The sequence below is a fragment of the Methylobacterium sp. Leaf125 genome (assembly GCF_001423085.1).
Lineage (GTDB): Bacteria > Pseudomonadota > Alphaproteobacteria > Rhizobiales > Beijerinckiaceae > Methylobacterium.
Window position 1 is genome coordinate 272,321 of record NZ_LMNU01000001.1, and the last position, 17,152, is coordinate 289,472.

Annotated in this window: 20 protein-coding genes; 9 read left to right on the plus strand and 11 right to left on the minus strand. The window is 69.6% G+C overall.

Annotation, left to right across the window (positions count from 1 at the left end; genetic code table 11):
- Positions 1-15: 15 nt before the first annotated feature.
- From ASF58_RS01205 to oxlT, 4 genes are read right to left on the minus strand one after another with little or no spacing between them, the layout of a single operon-like run.
- Positions 16-1,572 (minus strand): acyl--CoA ligase, encoded by a 1,557-nt coding sequence (locus ASF58_RS01205; RefSeq protein ID WP_055948543.1) that lies wholly within the window; start codon positions 1,570-1,572, stop codon positions 16-18.
- Positions 1,573-1,592: 20 nt separating this feature from the next.
- Positions 1,593-2,603 (minus strand): 2-dehydropantoate 2-reductase, encoded by a 1,011-nt coding sequence (locus ASF58_RS01210; RefSeq protein WP_055946386.1) that lies wholly within the window; start codon positions 2,601-2,603, stop codon positions 1,593-1,595.
- Positions 2,604-2,658: 55 nt separating this feature from the next.
- Complete coding sequence (locus ASF58_RS01215) at positions 2,659-3,423, minus strand: fumarylacetoacetate hydrolase family protein (protein WP_055946388.1); 765 nt, start codon at positions 3,421-3,423, stop codon at positions 2,659-2,661.
- Between the two features lie 4 nt (positions 3,424-3,427).
- Positions 3,428-4,774, minus strand: a complete 1,347-nt coding sequence (gene oxlT, locus ASF58_RS01220; RefSeq protein ID WP_082512762.1) for an oxalate/formate MFS antiporter — start codon at positions 4,772-4,774, stop codon at positions 3,428-3,430.
- A gap of 356 nt (positions 4,775-5,130) precedes the next feature.
- Here oxlT and ASF58_RS01225 point away from each other — a divergent pair, with 356 nt between their 5' ends.
- The 5 genes from ASF58_RS01225 to ASF58_RS01245 all read left to right on the plus strand — a co-directional run bounded on the left by ASF58_RS01225 (position 5,131) and on the right by ASF58_RS01245 (position 8,329).
- On the plus strand, positions 5,131-5,343 hold the full coding sequence (locus tag ASF58_RS01225; protein ID WP_055946396.1) for a CsbD family protein: 213 nt from the start codon (positions 5,131-5,133) through the stop codon (positions 5,341-5,343).
- Positions 5,344-5,489: 146 nt separating this feature from the next.
- On the plus strand, positions 5,490-5,873 hold the full coding sequence (locus ASF58_RS01230; protein ID WP_055946399.1) for a CsbD family protein: 384 nt from the start codon (positions 5,490-5,492) through the stop codon (positions 5,871-5,873).
- Positions 5,874-6,033: 160 nt separating this feature from the next.
- A complete protein-coding gene (locus ASF58_RS01235; protein WP_055946401.1) occupies positions 6,034-6,816 on the plus strand; it encodes a creatininase family protein in 783 nt (260 codons plus the stop codon).
- Positions 6,817-7,068: 252 nt separating this feature from the next.
- Complete coding sequence (locus ASF58_RS01240; protein WP_055948545.1) at positions 7,069-7,677, plus strand: sigma-70 family RNA polymerase sigma factor; 609 nt, start codon at positions 7,069-7,071, stop codon at positions 7,675-7,677.
- A complete protein-coding gene (locus ASF58_RS01245; protein WP_055946404.1) occupies positions 7,670-8,329 on the plus strand; it encodes an NrsF family protein in 660 nt (219 codons plus the stop codon). The genes ASF58_RS01240 and ASF58_RS01245 overlap by 8 nt, the downstream gene beginning before the upstream one ends.
- 5 nt (positions 8,330-8,334) lie before the next feature.
- Here the strand turns inward: ASF58_RS01245 and ASF58_RS01250 are convergent, their stop codons facing one another.
- Entirely contained in the window at positions 8,335-8,913 is a 579-nt protein-coding gene (locus ASF58_RS01250) for an isochorismatase family cysteine hydrolase (protein WP_348271567.1), read from the minus strand.
- 323 nt (positions 8,914-9,236) lie between these two features.
- Between ASF58_RS01250 and ASF58_RS01255 the strand changes: the two genes are divergently transcribed.
- The gene (locus tag ASF58_RS01255; protein WP_055946408.1) at positions 9,237-10,091 is read left to right on the plus strand and encodes a manganese catalase family protein; all 855 of its coding nucleotides are present in this window, start codon (positions 9,237-9,239) and stop codon (positions 10,089-10,091) included.
- A gap of 66 nt (positions 10,092-10,157) precedes the next feature.
- On the opposite strand, the gene ASF58_RS01260 is transcribed toward ASF58_RS01255, so the two are convergent.
- The 5 genes from ASF58_RS01260 to ASF58_RS01280 form a co-directional block, all read right to left on the minus strand.
- Positions 10,158-11,033 (minus strand): alpha/beta hydrolase, encoded by an 876-nt coding sequence (locus ASF58_RS01260; RefSeq protein ID WP_103709001.1) that lies wholly within the window; start codon positions 11,031-11,033, stop codon positions 10,158-10,160.
- A gap of 138 nt (positions 11,034-11,171) precedes the next feature.
- Positions 11,172-12,026: a 2,3,4,5-tetrahydropyridine-2,6-dicarboxylate N-succinyltransferase gene (gene dapD, locus ASF58_RS01265; RefSeq protein WP_055946411.1), complete on the minus strand. Its 855-nt coding sequence runs from the start codon at positions 12,024-12,026 to the stop codon at positions 11,172-11,174.
- Positions 12,027-12,272: 246 nt separating this feature from the next.
- Positions 12,273-12,674 carry a hypothetical protein gene (locus ASF58_RS01270; protein WP_146056331.1) on the minus strand — a complete coding sequence of 134 codons (402 nt, stop codon included), beginning with the start codon at positions 12,672-12,674 and terminating at the stop codon, positions 12,273-12,275.
- Positions 12,675-13,069: 395 nt separating this feature from the next.
- Positions 13,070-13,384 (minus strand): hypothetical protein, encoded by a 315-nt coding sequence (locus ASF58_RS01275; RefSeq protein ID WP_055946416.1) that lies wholly within the window; start codon positions 13,382-13,384, stop codon positions 13,070-13,072.
- A gap of 357 nt (positions 13,385-13,741) precedes the next feature.
- The gene (locus ASF58_RS01280; RefSeq protein WP_055946419.1) at positions 13,742-14,200 is read right to left on the minus strand and encodes a Crp/Fnr family transcriptional regulator; all 459 of its coding nucleotides are present in this window, start codon (positions 14,198-14,200) and stop codon (positions 13,742-13,744) included.
- Positions 14,201-14,536: 336 nt separating this feature from the next.
- Between ASF58_RS01280 and ASF58_RS01285 the strand changes: the two genes are divergently transcribed.
- Positions 14,537-15,259, plus strand: a complete 723-nt coding sequence (locus ASF58_RS01285) for a Crp/Fnr family transcriptional regulator (RefSeq protein WP_055946422.1) — start codon at positions 14,537-14,539, stop codon at positions 15,257-15,259.
- A gap of 15 nt (positions 15,260-15,274) precedes the next feature.
- On the plus strand, positions 15,275-15,526 hold the full coding sequence (locus tag ASF58_RS01290) for a hypothetical protein (RefSeq protein ID WP_055946424.1): 252 nt from the start codon (positions 15,275-15,277) through the stop codon (positions 15,524-15,526).
- A gap of 16 nt (positions 15,527-15,542) precedes the next feature.
- On the opposite strand, the gene ASF58_RS01295 is transcribed toward ASF58_RS01290, so the two are convergent.
- A complete protein-coding gene (locus ASF58_RS01295; RefSeq protein ID WP_055946426.1) occupies positions 15,543-16,229 on the minus strand; it encodes a response regulator transcription factor in 687 nt (228 codons plus the stop codon).
- A 350-nt stretch (positions 16,230-16,579) separates the two neighbouring features.
- Here ASF58_RS01295 and ASF58_RS01300 point away from each other — a divergent pair, with 350 nt between their 5' ends.
- Positions 16,580-17,152, plus strand: coding sequence for a L,D-transpeptidase family protein (locus ASF58_RS01300; RefSeq protein WP_055946429.1), 573 nt, complete (start codon positions 16,580-16,582; stop codon positions 17,150-17,152).

Sequence of the window (17,152 nt, forward strand, 5' to 3'; positions counted from 1 at the left end):
GTGTTCGTTTCAGCTTCAGACCAGACCCAGCTTCTGCGCCAGGCCGATCCGCTGGAGCTTGCCGGTGGCGCCCTTCGGGATTTCGTCCAGGATCATGATCTTGGCCGGCACCTTGAAGGCGGCGAGCCGCTCCGAGGCGAAGCCGCGCAATTCCTTCTCGACGAGGTGGTGTCCCTCGCGCAGCACGATCGCGGCGCAGACGTCCTCGCCGAGCTTGTCATGCGGCATCGCGAAGGTGACGCACTGCGAGACAGCCGGGTGGTCCATGAGGATCTCGTCGACTTCGCGGGGCGAGATCTTCTCACCGCCTCGGTTGATGATCTCCTTGAGACGCCCCGAGATGGTCAGGTAGCCCTCGGATGAGAGCGAACCCTGGTCGCCGGTGCGGAACCAGCCCTGCTTGGTGAAGGCTTCCGCATTGGCTTTGTCGTTGTTCTCGTAGCCCGCCATCACGTTGTCGCCGCGGATGACGATCTCGCCGGTCTCGCCGGCGGGCAGGGGCTCGCCATCCTCGTCCACGATGGCGATCTCCGGACCGGCGGCGAGACCGACCGATCCGGCGTAGTGGGGGCGCGGCGGGAGTGGGTTCGAGGCCATCTGGTGAGAGGCCTCCGTCATGCCGTAGGCCTCGATCAAAGGTGCGCCGAAAACCTCCTCGATTTCCTTCATGACCTGCGGCGGCATGGAGGAGGAGGAGGAGCGGATGAACCGCAGGGGATTGGCCTCGATGATCTCCCGGTTGCGGGAGGCGCGGCCCAGGATCGCCTGGTGCATCGTCGGCACCGCCGTATACCAGGTCGGGCGGATCTCGTTCATCCAACCGAAGAACTTCAAGGCGTTGAAACCCGGGGTGCAGCAGACTTGGCCGCCGGCCGAGAGCGGCGCCAGGATGCCGGCGATCAGCCCGTGGATGTGGAACAGCGGCATGATGTTGAGGCCCCGATCCTCGGCCGTGAAGGCCAGGGTGGTCCGGATGTTGCGGGCCGAGGCGCAGACGTTCGACTGCTTCAGGGGCACGATCTTCGGGCGCGAGGTGGTGCCCGAGGTGTGCAGCACGAGGCCGATATCGTCGGGCTGGGCCGGGCCGCCCTGGGCCGCCGGAGCTGCGGCGGAGCCCTCGAAGGATAGAATGAAGCTGCCAGCCCCCTCCGCCGGGGTGGGCGTCAGACGCACCACCGGCACCCCGAGGCGCGCGGCCACGGCCACGGCCGGGCTCTCGGAGCCTGCAGCGACGACCAGCAGGCGGGCGTTGAGGTCGGAGAGATAGAACGTGAATTCGTCTGCCTTGTAGCTCGGATTGAGGGGGGCCGCCGTCGTGCCCGCTCCGATGGCCATGAAGGCGGCCGCCATCTCCGGCCCATTGTCGAGGACGATGCCGACCCGATCGTTCCGACCAATGCCCTGCGCGTTGAGGGCCGCGATCGTGCGGTCCGTGAGCGTACGGAGCTGACCGAAGGTTAGTGGCACACCACCGGGGCTCGACAGGGCGGTGGCCTCCTCGGCCCCCGCGCGGATCAGGGCGTGGAGAGTGGTGGCGGCGGTCGTCGGTGCGGCGGTCTCGGCCATGGTCATCATCCTCGAATGTCTGGGGTTCAGGCCGGCGTAATGGAGAGGCGCCCCTGCGCTCGCTCCAGGCTCTGGGCGAGGAGGCGCATCAGGGCGTAGACGGTGTCGATATGGGGCGTCGGGGTGTCGGTGAGGCGCCCGAGTTCGATGATCGAGCCGACCAGAGCCTCGAGCTCGATCGGCCGCCCGGCCTCCACGTCCTGCAGCATCGACGTCTTGTGGGCGCCGACCTTCTCGGCACCCGCGATGCGGCGCTCGATGCCGAGCTTGAAGGTGACGCCGAGGCGGTTCGCGATCGTCTCCGCTTCCCGCATCATGTCGGCGGCGAGAGCGCGGGTTTCGGGAAACTGACAGATGTCCACCAGGGTGGCGTGGGCCAGCGCCGAAATCGGGTTGAAGCTGAGATTGCCCCACAGCTTGAGCCAGATCTCCGCCCTGATGTCGCTGGTCACCGGAGCGCGGAAGCCCGCCCTGATCAGGGTCTGGGCCAGGGACTGCACCCGCGGGGACATCGACCCGTCCAGTTCCCCGAGGCCGAAGCGGTGGCCCTCCACCACCTGAACCACGCCGGGCTCGGTGAGCACGGCGGCCGGGTATACCACCGACCCGATGACGTGTTTCGGGTCGAGGTGCTGGGCGATGAGGCCGCCCGGATCGGCGGTCTCCAGGTGCGTACCCGTCAGGTCCCCGCCATGCCCCTGCAGAAAGTACCACCACGGGATCCCGTTCTGCATCGTCACCACCATCGTCTCGGGTCCGATGAGGTGGTGCAGGTCGGCCGCGATCGGCCCGACCTGATGCGCCTTGACGGTGAGGAGCACGATGTCGTGCTGGCCCGCCTCGGCCATCGACTTGGTGGCCTTGAGGTTCGTCACGTGGATCTCGGAGCCGTCCTCCTCGATCAGCCGCATACCGTTCCGCTGGATGGCGTCGAGGTTGGCGCCGCGCGCGATGAAGGTGACGTCCTCGCCCGCATGGGCGAGGCGCACGCCGAGAAATCCTCCGATGGCGCCGGCGCCGACGATCGCGATGCTCATATGGGTGTCCTTAAAACCTGTCCTGATCACGGCCGCTTCGTGGGCGTCGGGTGTCTCATGAAACGCTGTTCGACAACACGCCGATGCCGGCGATCTCGACCTCCACCGTGGCGCCCTTGGGGATCGGGCCGCTGCCCACCGAGGTGCCGCAGGCAATGAGGTCGCCCGGCTCTAGGGTCATGTCCCGAGAGAGCTCGGCCACGAGTTCGGCGGGCCGGCGCATCATGTCGGCGAGAGGATAGCGCTGGCGCTCGCGCCCGTTCACCCGCACCGCCACATCGAGCACCTCGGGATCGATGCCGGTGGCTATCACCGGGCCGAAGGGGCCGAAGCCGTCGAAGCCCTTGGAGCGGGTCCAGTGCACGAAGCTCGGATCGGCCTTCAGCGCCTCCAGGGCGGTGACGTCGTTCACGCACGTGTAGCCGAAGATGTGCGCGGCCGCCGTCTCCGGCGTGAGGTCTCGACCGCGCTTTCCGATCACGATCCCGAGTTCGCCCTCGAACAGCAGTCGCCCTGAGCCCTCAGGCGCCGTGATCGTCTGGCCGCTCGCAAGGTAGCAGCTTGCCGGCTTTACGAAGTACAGCGGCACGTCGGGCCGGGTCAGGCCCTGCTTCTCTGCGGAGGCGTGGAAGTTATTCCACAGTGCGATGTACTTCGAAGGCCTGCACGGCAGGTCGAGGGTGACCTCGGAGAGCAGCAGGGTCGCGCCGGTGGGTGTCGGTTCGGCGAACAGATCGCCCGTGTGAACGTGGATGGTCTCGCCGTCGAGGCGGCCGAAGCCGCTCGCGCCGTCGTGGAGGTAGCGGAGCCAGCGTGCCATCGGGTCAGCTCCGGGCGATGAACCGGGCGCGCATCGGCTTCAGCACGAAGAGCGCGAGAAACCCGGCCAGGAAGGCCATGCCGGAGGCGGCGTAGAACACGTTCTGCCAGCTGCCGGTCTTGGCCTGGATCATGAGCAGGATGGGCAGGAGCAGGGCAGCGGTGCCCTTTGCGGTGTAGAGGAGACCGGCATTGGCCGCAGCGTTCTTGTCGCCGTAGGTGTCGCTGCAGGTGGCTGGGAACAGGGAGTAGATCTCCCCCCAGGCGAAGAAGACGAGGCCGGTCAGCAGCACGAAGGCCATGGGGATATGGGCGAACATCCCAAGCGCCAGGATGCCGGCACCCTCGATCATGAAAGCGATGACCATCGTGTTCTCGCGCCCGATCTTGTCCGAGACCCAGCCGAAGAACGGTCGCGTCACACCGTTGAGCACCCGGTCGATGGTGAGTGCGAAAGTCAGGGCCGGCAGGGTGATGCCGATGAGCGAGACCTCGACCCCTGCCACCTTGAAGTCCTTGGCGATGGGAGCGAGGGAGGCGGCCGCCATCAGGCCACCGGCGGCCATCATCACGAACATGAGGTAGAGAAGCCAGAAGACCGGCGTCCGGACCATCTCGGCGGTCGAGTACTGGCGCCGGGTGACGGTGTTCACAGTCGCGGTGCGGCCGGCCAGCATCCGATCCTTGAAGGCGGCGCTGGGCGAGACGAGGAGCAGCGCCGCCAGCATGACGATCAAGCCCTGGCCGAGGCCGAACACGAAGAAGGTGTGCTGGTAGCCCGAGTCGCGGATCATGTTGGCGATCGGGATCACGGTCAGGGCCGAGCCCGCGCCGAAACCGGCAGCGGTGAGGCCGGCTGCGAAGCCGCGCCTGTCTGGAAACCACTTCAGGGCATTGCCCACGCAGGTGCCGTAGACCGCGCCGGCGCCGACGCCGCTGATGGCGGCGGCCACGTACAGCAAGGTCAATGTGTCGGCATAGGCGTTCAACACCCAGCCGAGGGCGCAGAGGGCGCCGCCAAAGATGGTGACGAGGCGCGGACCGTACTTGTCGACGAACCAGCCCTCGATCGGCACCAACCAGGTTTCCATCACCACGAAGATCGTGAAGGCCCACTGGATCGCGGTGCGCTCCCAACCGAACTTCTGCTGGATCGGATCGACGAACAGGGTCCAGCCATATTGCAGGTTGGCGATCATCGACATGCACAGCACGCCGAGAACGAGCTGTCCCCACCGACCGAGCGGGGGCGCATCCACCTTCGCCGCAAGCTCCACGCGGCTTGCAGCGACGTCGGCGGGCGCGATCGACGTCGTCCCGGGCGGGACAGGCGCAGCAGTACGCGCGGTCATGGGCGGCTTCCTCGACTCAACTCTTGTTTGGGAGTTTCGGTTTTATCGGCAATTATTTTGAATTCAAGGATCTATACCTCGGGCAAACCTTCCGTTCGTCTGCAAAATTTTTGGGTTAAGCCGCTAAAAAATTTGAGATGCTGGGCGACCGGGCATCCGGACAGTCGATCTTCTTGCGGTGCAAGAGAGACGTTTGCGGCGCCGTGTCAGGAGGCATAGCCAACAGGGGGCCTCGCGTGCGGGGAACTGTCGGATAGGGAACCAACGGCAGTAGGCTCCGTTACGCTTGCCTGACGACGCCGGGTTGCATTCTGCGACCGGACGTTCAGCCTGACACCAACTTGATGGAGCGTTTGATGAGCAGCACGACGGACAAGATCAAGGGTCTCGCCAACGAGGCCGTCGGCAACATCAAGCAGGGCATTGGTTCGGCAACCGGCAATGAGAAGCTGCAGGCCGAGGGCAAGGCTCAGGAATTGAAGGGCGAAGCCCAGAAGACCGTCGGCGATGCCAAGGACGGCATCAAGGGTGCGGCCCAGAGCGCGGCCGACGCCGTCAAGAAGATCTGAGCGGATCGTCCCCGCGCCTCGGCTCCGGATGGGCCGAGGCGTCGGGCTGCCGGGCCGACCCGCCGCAGCATCGAAACAGTCCTGGCCGAAGAGACCGCGCACGTTCGGCTGTTCTGACAAGGGACGAGACGAGAAGGACTTTCAAGATGAACCGCGACCAGATCGAGGGTGGAATCCGGAATATCCGGGGTCGCGGGCGCTCCGCACTCGGTGCCGTGACTGGACGGGTTCGTCCGCAGGCCGAGGGCGCCTACGATCAGGCAGCCGGAGCCGTCCAGTCTGCCTATGGACGGGCCCGCACCACCGCCGATGAGATCCAGCGCGACGGAGCCCATATTATCGACGAGGCTCGTCACCGGAGCCGGGCGATCGCGGGCGACCTTCAGGACCGCGGTCGGCTGTATCAGGACGAGGCCGTCCGACGCAGTCGCGCCGTCGCCCGGCGGGCCGATGAGAACAAGGGTACCACGCTCCTCCTCGTGGCTGCCGCCGCGTTTGGCGCCGGTTGGCTCCTGCGACGCACCCGTTGAATCGTCGATCCATCCTTTGAGAGAGGGCCGGGGTGTTCATGCCTCCGGCCTTCTTCGCGTTCGACGGTCCGGTACGGCGCGCCCCTTGGAGGAGGCAGGGATTCCGTGGCAGGCAGGGCTGCGCGCGGCGTTCCGATCGCTTCGCCCGAGGAGAGCGGAGATGCCGATACGCCATTGGGCCGAGTTGACGACGGACGAGATCCGGGATCGCGACATGGGCCGGACCATCGCGGTACTGCCCGTCGCCGCCATCGAGCAGCACGGCCCGCACCTGCCGCTGGCCACTGACGCGATCATCGCCGAGGGCTATCTGGCGCGCCTCACGACGTTGTCAGCCGCAGATCTCGACGTCCTGCTCCTGCCGATCCAGGTCGTCGGCAAGTCCGACGAGCACGCGAGTTTCCCCGGGACCTTGTCACTGACCACCGCGACGGCCCTGGAGGCCTGGACCGGGATCGGCGATGCCGTCCGCCGCGCCGGTTGCGGCAAGCTCGTCATCGTGACCTCGCATGGTGGCAATAGCGGCCTGATCGACCTCGTGGCCGGTGACCTGCGCGGGCGCCACGCCATGGTGGCGGTGACCACCGCCTGGAGTCGGTTCGGCTATCCCGACGGACTGTTCCCCGAGGCGGAGATCCGTCACGGCATCCATGGCGGCGGCGTCGAGACCGCCCTGATGCTGGCCTTGCGGCCAGATCTGGTGCGACGTTCCGAGATCGCGAATTTCACGCCGCGTACGCTGGCCATGGCGCAGACCTTCACCCATCTGCGCGCGGGCCGTCCCGCTGCCTTCGCCTGGCGAGCGGAAGACCTCAACCCGGCCGGCGCCATCGGAGACGCCCGGCTCGGGACCGCGGAGGCGGGGGACCGTGCCCTCGACCACGGCGCCCGCGCCTTCCTCGATCTCCTGCGCGACGTCGACCGCTTCAGCCTTGTCGCGTGATCCGCTTTTCCGCGTGAGAGGAGAAGCTCGTGAGGTCGGTCCCATGCGCTCCGTAACCTCCGGGGAGACGGGAGCGAACAAGCCTGATGCGGGAGAGCCGACCCCGATGTCGGCCTCTCGGATCATGGAGCACCCCCGATGGCCTGTGCCGTCCCGGCTGGACACGATCGGCCGACCCTGCGGACCCGCGACGCCTTCGGCTGGGCGAAGGTCGTCCGGCACTCCGCGGCGGCCAGCGGATTCACCGCACGCATGAGCCAGGATCAGGCGCTCGCATCCGACATGGCAGCCGCACAATCAGGTGACGCGGAGGCCTATCGCCGCCTTTTGCGCGACTGCCTTCCGGTGATTGCCGGAATGGTGCGGGCGCAGGGGGTCCGAGCGGATGCCGTGGACGACGTGGTGCAGGACGTGCTGCTGACGATCCACCGGGCGCGGGCGACGTACGATCCGGCCCGGCCCTTCCTGCCCTGGCTGCGCGCCATCACCCAGCGCCGGGCCATCGACGGGATGCGCCGGGCCGGTCGCCGCCCGCGGGAAGTCCACGATCCCATCGCCTACGAAGCGGAGGTCGATCGGGGGCCGGCGCCGGGCCACCGCCTCGAGGCGCGCGACCGGGAGCGGGTCCTGGCCCGGGCCGTCGCCGCCCTGCCGGAAGGCCAGCGCCAGGCCGTCGAGCATCTCGCGCTTCAGGAGCGCAGCCTGGACGAGACGGCCGCCCTGACGGGGCGCACAAAGGGTGCCCTGAAGGTCAACCTGCACCGGGCACTGAAAGCCCTGCGACGGACGCTGGGATCGGGCTCCGCGGACCGGGACGAGGCCGGGCCCCGGGCGGGTGAGCGAGGAACCCACGATGTCTGACACGGCCCGAACCTCCGCGCATGAGCGTCTGGTGGACAGCCTCGCCGGCGGTCTGCGGCCCGTCCGGCGGCTGCCCGGGCCGGCCTTCCGGGCCCTCGCCTGGTGCGCGGCCGCCGCAGGGCTGGGCCTCGCCCTGATGCCCTTCGCCGATCTCGAGGCCCTGCGCACCCGCATGGCCGTGGCGGATCTGCGCTACGCCGCGCTCGGGGCGGTGCTGACCGCCGTCGCGGCGGCGGTCGCCGCGTTCCAGACCAGCGTACCGGGACGCGCCTCCACCTGGGCCCTGCTGCCCCTGGCGCCGGCCGCCCTCTGGATCGGAGCCAGCGGCGTCGGCTGCCTGCGCGATTGGGCGGTGCCTGGTGCCGATCCCGCCGACATGCACCAGACCGGCGGATGCGTCGCGTTCCTCCTCACCTTCTCGCTTCCGTTGTCGCTGGCTCTCGTCTGGATGCTGCGCCGGGCCTGTCCGCTGCGCCCCAATCTGACCGCTGCCCTGGCGGGGCTCTCGGCGGCGGCGGCCTCGGCGGCGCTCCTGGTGCCGTTCCATCCGCACGACGCCACCGCGACGGACCTCGCCCTGCACGCGCTCGTGGTCGGCCTCGTGATCGGGGCCAACGGCTTGGCCGGCGGACGCCTGCTCAGACATGGCTGACCGCCTCACGTCCAGGCGAGCAGGACCTCCTCGGTGGTCACGGGGTGGACCTGCTGGCCGTAGCGGCGATGGTACATCGTCAGCAGGGCATCGTGCGCCTCGTCGCAGGAGCTGCACAGGGCGTCGGTGACGACGAAGACCCGGTAGCCGAGGTCGACGGCTCCCAGCACGCTCGCGAGCACGCAGACCTCGGTCTCGCCGCCGGTCATCACCAGGGTGTCGACGCCGCGGGCCTGGAGGCGGGCATCGAGATCGGTGCCGAGCCAGGGGGAATAGACGGTCTTGTCCAGGATCTCCGCCGGCGGTGTGAGGCGGGCGAGGCCGGGGGCGAGGTCGACCAGGCCGGGCGGCAGCTGATCCCGGGTCATCGAGGCCCAGCGTCGGTAGTAGCCCGCCCAGGTGCCGCGACCCTCGCCGGGATGCTGGGCGGGGATGAAGCGGGTGAGGATGGTGCGCTCCGGATGCGCGGCCACGAGGCGCTCGACCCGCGGCAGGACCCGGGCCATCCAGGGCGTGTGCCAGTCGGTCTCCTCCAGGAACATGCGCTGCATGTCGACGCACAGATGCAGGCAGTTCGGCCCCAGCGCACCGGGGCGCGCACGCCACTCGCTCACGATCCCCTCCCCTGATTGTCCACGACAGGACCCTTGAGTGTCCACGACAGGCCCCGTGCCGGTCCGCCTGGATCAACCCCCGCTCGGGCCGCGAGTTCTGTGGAAAGATGCCGGTGCTCGAGGCTAGATGCGCCCTCAGCTGAAAGAAATTGCATCCTCTAAAAAATTGAACACCCAGTGACTCTCACGGTTCTCGGGATATCCGGAGACCAACGTCTCCGTATGCACGTCCATCGCACCGCCGTTATCGTGACGAGCGGGCTGTTTTTGTTCGAGCATGGCGAGATTTCTGCATGTTATACTATGATAAGCGCCTCCAATACCCGGTGAAGGTCGACAAGCCGGATCCGATCTTCGCACGCATGCTGCAGCAGGCGATCGGCGGCATCGAGGGCGAGATCCGCGTCTGCATGCAGTACTTCTTCCAGGGCTGGGGCGCGCGCGGGCCGACGACCAAGTACCGCGACATGCTGCTCAACACCGCGACGGAGGAGATCGGCCACATCGAGATGCTGGCCACCGCGGTGGCGCTGAACCTCGAGACCGCGCCGGCGACGCTGCAGGAGGCGGGGGCGGCCGATGGGGTCGTGGGCGCCGTGATGGGCGGCGGCAACCCGCGCCACACCATCGAGGGCATGCTGCACCGGCACGTCCTCTCCACCGGCATGGCGGCCTATCCGGCCAATTGCGACGGCGTGCCCTTCGACATGAGCCATGTCTACGCCAGTGGAAACCTCGCGGCGGACATGTATTGCAACGTCGCCGCCGAGACGACCGGCCGTGTCCTGGCGGTTCGCCTGTTCAATGCCGCCCATGATGCCGGCATGAAGGATATGCTGCACTTCCTCATCGCGCGCGACACCATGCACCAGCAGCAGTGGCTCGCGGTGATCGAGGAGATGGGTGGCCACGAAGGCAACCTGCCGATCCCGAACAGCTTCCCGCAGAGCAAGGAACACGAGAAGTTCAATTACAACTTCTTCGCCACCACCCGGGACGGCTCGCCGCCGCCGGCGGGGCGCTGGACCAGCGGGCCGTCCCTCGACGGCAAGGGCGTGTTCACCGTGGTCCAGAACGAGCCGATGGGCGAAGAGCCGAATCTCGGTCCGGCGCGGCCCGACAGCGGCGCGCAGACCCAGCAGATGTGAGGCGCGGGACGCGCTGGTATACCGGCGGGGTCGTGTCGAGGTCGCGGGGGTTTCGCCCCGCGCCGCTCAGCCGGCGCGGATCGCGTCCGCCACCTCGCCCGGATATTCCTCGTGCGGGCTGAGTGCGCCCGGCACCGAGGCCCGGGCGACCCGGCCGGTGGCGATCAGCGCGTCCATCTCGGCGCCGGAGCGGCGCGGGGCCCGCTCCGGCCGCAGGACCAGGATCGGCGGCAGGTCGGGGGCCTCGAACAGGTCGAGGAAGTCCCGGCGATTCGCGAACGGGTCGAGGCCGCCGGTGACGAAGGCGGCGGTGCCGAAGCGGCCGCCGTTCTGACGGGTGATGGCGTGCTTGTCGGCGATGACTCCGGGCGTGACGTGGTCGGGGTCGGCATAGACGTGGGCCCGCATCATCCGGCCGATGACGGGGCGGCTGATGTTGATGCGGTAGAGGGCGTCGCCCAGGAGCGGCAGCTCCACGGCCCGGCGCAGGCCGGCGAACAGGCCCCGGCGCTCCGGTCCCAGGGCGGTGGGCAGGGGCCCCCGCCAGGTCGGGGCAATCAGGACGAGGCGCGCGAACAGCCCGGGGTGGCGCCGGGCCGCGGCCATGAGGTAGCCGGCGGCGTGGCCGGCCCCGACCCCGAGGGCGTAGGGCCCGGGGGCCGCCGCCAGCAGGGCGTCGAGGTAGGCGTGCATCGTCTCCGGGGTCATGGGCACCCGGGCGCGGACATGGTCGCCGAAGCCCGGCCAGTCCGGCACGAGGCAGCGATAGGCGTGGCCGAGGTCCTTGGCCAGGGGCCGCATCTCGACCCGGGCGGAGATCGAGGACAGGGCAGGCAGCAGCAGGGCGTCGGGGCCGCTGCCGACGACGTCGTAGGGCGTCGGCACGCGACGCCCGGCGAAGGTCAGCGCGAAGCTGCGGGCGGAATGGGCCGGGTCGATCATCGTACGCCTCTCCCTCGCATCCGGAACGATCTCACCGGCCCCAGATGGGGCATGGCCGGCCGCACCGGCACGCGACCGAGCGCCGCCCCAGGAGGGGCTTCGCTCGGATTTCGGTCCAGCGACCCGGCGCCGCCCGGATCAGGTGCGCAGGAGCTCGTTGATGGCGGTCTTGGAGCGGGTGCCGGCATCGACGCGCTTGACGATCACGGCGCAGTAGAGGCCCGGGCCGGGGCTGCCGTCGGGCAGGTCCTTGCCCGGCGTGGTGCCGGAGACCACCACCGAGTAGGGCGGCACGCGGCCGTACATGACCTCTCCGGTGGTCCGGTCGATGATCTTGGTCGAGGCGCCGATGTAGACGCCCATGGAGAGCACGCTGCCCTCGCCGACGATCACACCCTCGGCCACCTCGGCGCGGGCGCCGATGAAGCAGTTGTCCTCGATGATGACCGGGTTGGCCTGCAGCGGCTCGAGCACGCCCGCGATGCCGGCGCCGCCGGAGATGTGGCAGTTCTTCCCCACCTGGGCGCAGGAGCCGATGGTCACCCAGGTGTCGACCATGGTGCCCTCGCCCACATGGGCGCCGAGGTTGATGAAGCTCGGCATCAGCACGGCGCCGGGGGCGATGTAGGAGCCGCGGCGCACGACGCAGCCGGGCACGGCGCGGAAGCCGGCCTCGCGAAAATGCTTCTTCTTCCAGCCCTCGAACTTCGAGGGCACCTTGTCCCACCAGGTCGCGCCGTCGGGGCCGCCATGGATGATCTCCATGTCGTTGAGGCGGAAGGACAGCAGCACCGCCTTCTTGAGCCACTGGTTGACCTGCCAGTCGTCGCCGACCTTCTCGGCGACCCGGGCCTTGCCGGAATCCAGGAGGTCGAGGGCCGCGTCGACGGCCTCGCGCACGGCGCCCTTGGTGCCGGTGTCGATGCCGGCGCGCTCCTCCCAGGCGGTCTCGATGGTGGCGGCGAGGTCGGTGGGGGACGCGGGGTGCGACATGGGGCAGGTTCCGGCAACGGATCGGGACGGGCCCCGTGCTTACAAAAGCCCGTCCGGCCTGTCACCTTCGCGGCCGCAGCGTCGCGCGGCCTCGCGCGGTATGCCGGCGGCCGCCCTGGCCCGGCCGGACTCGACCGGCCCGGCTCAGCCGGCCGGCCGGCGTCGGCCCGAAGACGTTCACCCGAAGACGTTCCCCCGCAGACCTGAACCCGGAAAAATTCGCCCGCCGACATCAGCCCGCGGTCGTCAGCCCGCAGTCATGGGCTTGGCGCTGGCATGGCCGCAGGCGTCGTAGCGCCGCTCGATGAAGAAGTAGTCCTTCATGGCGGTGTTGAAGTACTTGGCCGAGACCGAGACCTCGCGCCGGCCCGGCCGCCCCTCGGCAATGGGGCTGGGCACCCGCTCGATGGTGCAGCACTCGGTCTTGTCCCCGAGATAGTCGAGCCGGTTGGCATAGGCCCGTCCGCCGTGATCGCCGTTCTTGACGATGTCGCGGATCATGATGTCGACGTAGGCCTCGTCGGGCAGGGTGGCGTTGGTCTCGTAGCAGACCAGCAGGCGGGTCGACTGCTCGTAGATCAGGAATCCGGCACCCAGGACGGCCAGCCCGAAGAAGGCGACGGTCGCCGCCTGCGTCCTCCGGCTCATCGGTTGATCCTCCTGGCGCTCCGCCATCCCATGTCCCTCCGCAGGGCGCCGACCCGGGCCCGCGGGCACACGGGGCCCGGGCGTGCGATCCCGGGCCGAAGGCCGGGATGCCACGTGCGCCGGATATCACCTCCGACCGAGCTTGCACCCGATTCCATCACAAAGGGTTTCCGCGGAGGGGGTCGACGACCACAAAGGCCGGCCGGGTGCTGGCCAAGTGCCGGCAAAGGCCGGCTCCGGGCGGGATCGAGCGGATGCGGGTCCGAGACCGTCCCGCTGCCGCGTCCGCCGGCGGGCGCGAACGCGGCGGTTCGGGACGCCAGGGTTCGGGACGAGGCCCCGGCTCAGGCCGCCCCGATGGGGCCGGGGGCGACCGAGCCGGGCGCGATCGTCGTTCAGTCGCCGTAATAGCGCTCGATGCGGGCGGCCTGGCCGGCGTGATACGCGAACCGGGCGTCTCCGTCGGATTGCGCCTGCCGGACGGCGGCGGCATGCCCGTACACCCGGGCCGCACCATAATCGCCCTGGAGCACAGCAACGTTCGCGGCGTGCAAGTCTCTCCGAGACTGAATCGCACGAACATTCGCGTCATGGGCGGCGTTTTGGGCGACGATGTACGAGCGCAGGCTCTCATGCGCCTGCGCCGGCACTGCGAGCCACGCCGAACTACTGACGAGAAAACCGGCCAAGGCCATTTTTACGACGCTCATGACAGTATCTCCTCAAACTGATCAATGATCACCGATGACACAGCAGGCCCATCCCATCCCTCTGAGCGGATCAGGAGCCTGGGGTCGAGTCGAACTTAGTGTGTTTGTCCCGTCTCGACCAGGGCTATAGCCTGACGGAATGTCGGGCTCCTTAACGGCGCGCGCCCTCGGCGCTCCGGCGGCGTGCCTCGATCGCGACGCCGCGCGCCCGGTCGGGCCGCGCGAAGGGGGCCTCGGCGACCGAAGGCACCGGGTCGTCCGGACCTGCGGCGGCCGCCCGGCCGGTGGCGGTGGGGTGAGATCGCGGGGACCGTCAGCGCCGCGGGGCGAAGCCCCGACGCCGGCGGAGGCGGGCGGTTACGGCGCGATGCGGTCGAACCGGTCGCCGAGGCTGGCGAGGTCGCCCGCGAAGGTGGCGAGGTCCGTGCTGAGTTCGCCGTGAATCGCCCGGGCGGCGTCGGGAAACTCCTCCAGCACCCGGCGCATCAGGGTCGGGGTGATGCGGACCACCTCGGCGGGGCTGGTCGCATCGGCGTCGCAGGGGCGCTCGCCGCGCTGGAACAGGGCGAGGCGGCCGATCAGGCCGGAGCGCCCGACCGTGACGGGGGCGGCGCGGCCGCCCCGCGGGGTCAGCGTCAGGGTGCCCGACATCACCACGAAGCCGCCGTCGCCGCGCTCGCCCTGCGCGAACAGGCGCTCGCCCGCCGCGAGGCTGCGGCGCTCGGCGGCGAAGGAGAGCAGGCGCAGGGCGTCCCGGCCCAGGAAGCCGAACAGCGGCGCGGCGCTCAGTATCGCGATGTCGTCGTCGAGCCCCACCTAGCGTCCGTTCCTTGCCGCGCTGCCGGGGGAGCTTAGCCGAACCGGCGCGGACGCGAAACGGCGGCGGCGCGCCTCCGGCGCCGGACGGGGGAGAGCGGAGCACCCGGCCGGATCGACCGCGCGGAGGATGGCGCGGAGGATGGAGCAGAGGCGGTGTCGGCGACGGCGGCGCGCGCGCCAGCACCGGGGCGCCCGTAACGTCTGCCACCCGACAAAGGCGGGCGACGACTATCTCGCCTCGGGAACGATGCTAGAGTGTCGGCACCTTCGACGTTTCTTCTCGGTGATGATACCCGAATTGTGCTGGGTGCCCTTGCCTGTCGGACAGGGACCATGACACGGCTCCAGCCATCCGCCTCCGCCAACGGGCTGCTCCGGCGGCTTCCCCCCGAGGATTTCGACCGCCTCGCGCCCGACCTCCGGCGGGTCGAGGTCGAACTCCTCCAGGTCCTGATCGCGCCGGGCGAGACCGTCGAGACCCTCTACTTTCCCGAGAGCGGCTACGGATCGGTCGTGGCCAATGGCGGCGAGGGCGGGACCGGCGGGGTCGAGATCGGGCTGATCGGCCGGGAAGGCCTGATCGGGGCCGCGCCGGTCCTGCTCGATGCCGACCGCACGCCGCACCAGACCCTGGTCCAGCAGGCCGGCACGATGCTGAGCCTTCCGGCCTCCGCCTTGACCGAGGCCGTCGGCCGCAGCGAGACCCTGCGGCGCTTCCTGCTGCGCTACGTCCACGTCCACGGCCTGCAGGTGGCCTCGACCGCCTACAGCAACGCGACCTACACCATCGACGTGCGCCTCGCCCGCTGGCTGCTGATGTGCCACGACCGGGCCGAGGGCGACGAGATCCGCCTCACCCACGACTTCGTGGCGCTGATGCTCGGGGGCCAGCGCGCCAGTGCGACCATCGCGGTCCAGACCCTGGAGGGCAACGGGCTCATCCGGGCCCAGCGCGGCCGCGTGACGATCCGAGACCGGGCGCGCCTGCGGGAGATGGCGAACGGGAGCTACGGCTCGGCGGAGGCGGAATATGCCCGCCTGATCGGGCCTTCCTAGGGAGGCGACCGCCGGATGCCGCGCTACTTCTTCAGCATCCGCTGCGACACCGGCCCCCTCGACCTAGCCGTGGACGAGGAGGGCGACGAGCTGCCCGACGTCGCGGCGGCGCGCCGGCATGCCCGGACCCTGGCGCAGGACCTGATCGCCCGGCACCGCATGAGCCTGATCCGGGACTGGTTCGCCTGCACCGTCGAGGTGACGGACGAGGCGGGGGAGCGGGTCTTCACGCTTCCGTTCGCCGACACCGTGCCGGATTCGTTCTAGGGGCGGATCGCCCCGCCTACGGCAGCAGCTTGTAGCCGCCGCCCTCGGTGACGAGGATCGCCGCCAGGGCCGGGTTCGGCTCGATCTTCTGGCGCAGGCGGTAGATGTGCGTCTCGAGGGTGTGGGTGGTGACCTGGGCGTTGTAGCCCCAGACCTCGGCCAGCAGCGTGTCGCGGCCGACCACCTCGCGCCCCGCCCGGTAGAGGAAGCGCAGGATCGCGGTCTCCTTCTCGGTGAGCTTCAGCTTCGAGCCGCGCTCGCCGACCAGCAGCTTGGCGCCGGGCCGGAAGGTGTAGGGACCGATCTGGAACACCGCGTCCTCGCTGGCCTCGTGGCTGCGCAGGTGGGCGCGGATGCGCGCCAGCAGGACGGCGAACTTGAAGGGCTTGGTGACGTAGTCGTTGGCGCCCGCCTCCAGGCCCTCGACGGTGTCGTCCTCGGAATCCTGCGCCGTCAGCATGATGACGGGGCCGCGATAGCCGCCGCGGCGCATGGCCCGCACGGCCTCGCGCCCGTCCATGTCGGGCAGGCCGACATCCATCACCGCCAGGTCGATCCGATCCTCCGTGACGCGCGTGACGGCGCTCTGGCCGTCCAGGGCGGTCAGCACGGTGAATTCGTCGTAGAGATCGAGCTGCTCCATCAGCGTCTCGCGGAGCGAGGCGTCGTCGTCGCAGATCAGCAGGCGATGGGTATTCGGCATCGACCGAAGGACTTTCAGGCAGTTTGCAGGATCCGCCAGCGGTGTTCAGGTCCGCGGACGGGCGGTGAGTCGTGAAGATCGACGGTTGCACCGCGACCCCGAAGCAGGATGACGACACGCGGCCGTCGTCTTGCTGTATGTCAATCACATCGGGTGCATTAAACCAACAATCCGGACTGCGCACAATACGGTTGTGCGCAGCCTAACACCCCGCAAACGGTGCAGGCCCACGAAAAGTTTCAGGGACATGCTTCGGCCGAGGGGCCCGATCGCGGTTTTAAGGAGGTCGATCGCGGTTTCCGCGCGGGGCCGGATTTGGCAGCCGGGCCGGCCCACGCGATAAGCGCCCCATGAAGCGGATCCCGACCCCGGCGCGGCAGCCCCCCCGGACGCCCACCACCCTCCCCCGCCTGCGCGTCCGCGCCCTGGTGACGGACCGGAGCCGGGGCCAGCTCCTCGCGGGGGCCGCCGTCATCCCCTGCGCCCTCGGGCGGAGCGGGATCCGGCAGGTCAAGCGCGAGGGCGACGGCGCCTCGCCCCGGGGCACGGTCCGCCTGCGCGGCGGGGTCTACCGGCCGGACCATTTCGCGAGCCGGCCGGCGAGCCCCCTGCCCTTGCGCCCGAGCGCCCCCGGCGACGGCTGGTGCGACGACGCCCGGGACCGGCGCTACAACCGGCCGATCCGCCTGCCCGCCCCGGGGGTCGGGCACGAGCGGATGTGGCGCGACGACGGGCTCTACGACCTCGTGGTCGACCTCGACCACAATCGCGGGCCGATCCGGCCGGGCCGCGGCTCGGCCATCTTCCTGCACGTGGCGCGGGCCGGCTTCCTGCCGACCGAGGGCTGCGTCGCCCTGCGCCGGGCCGACCTCGTCCGCCTGCTGCGCCGGGTCGGCCCGGGCACCCGGATGCGGATCGGCTGA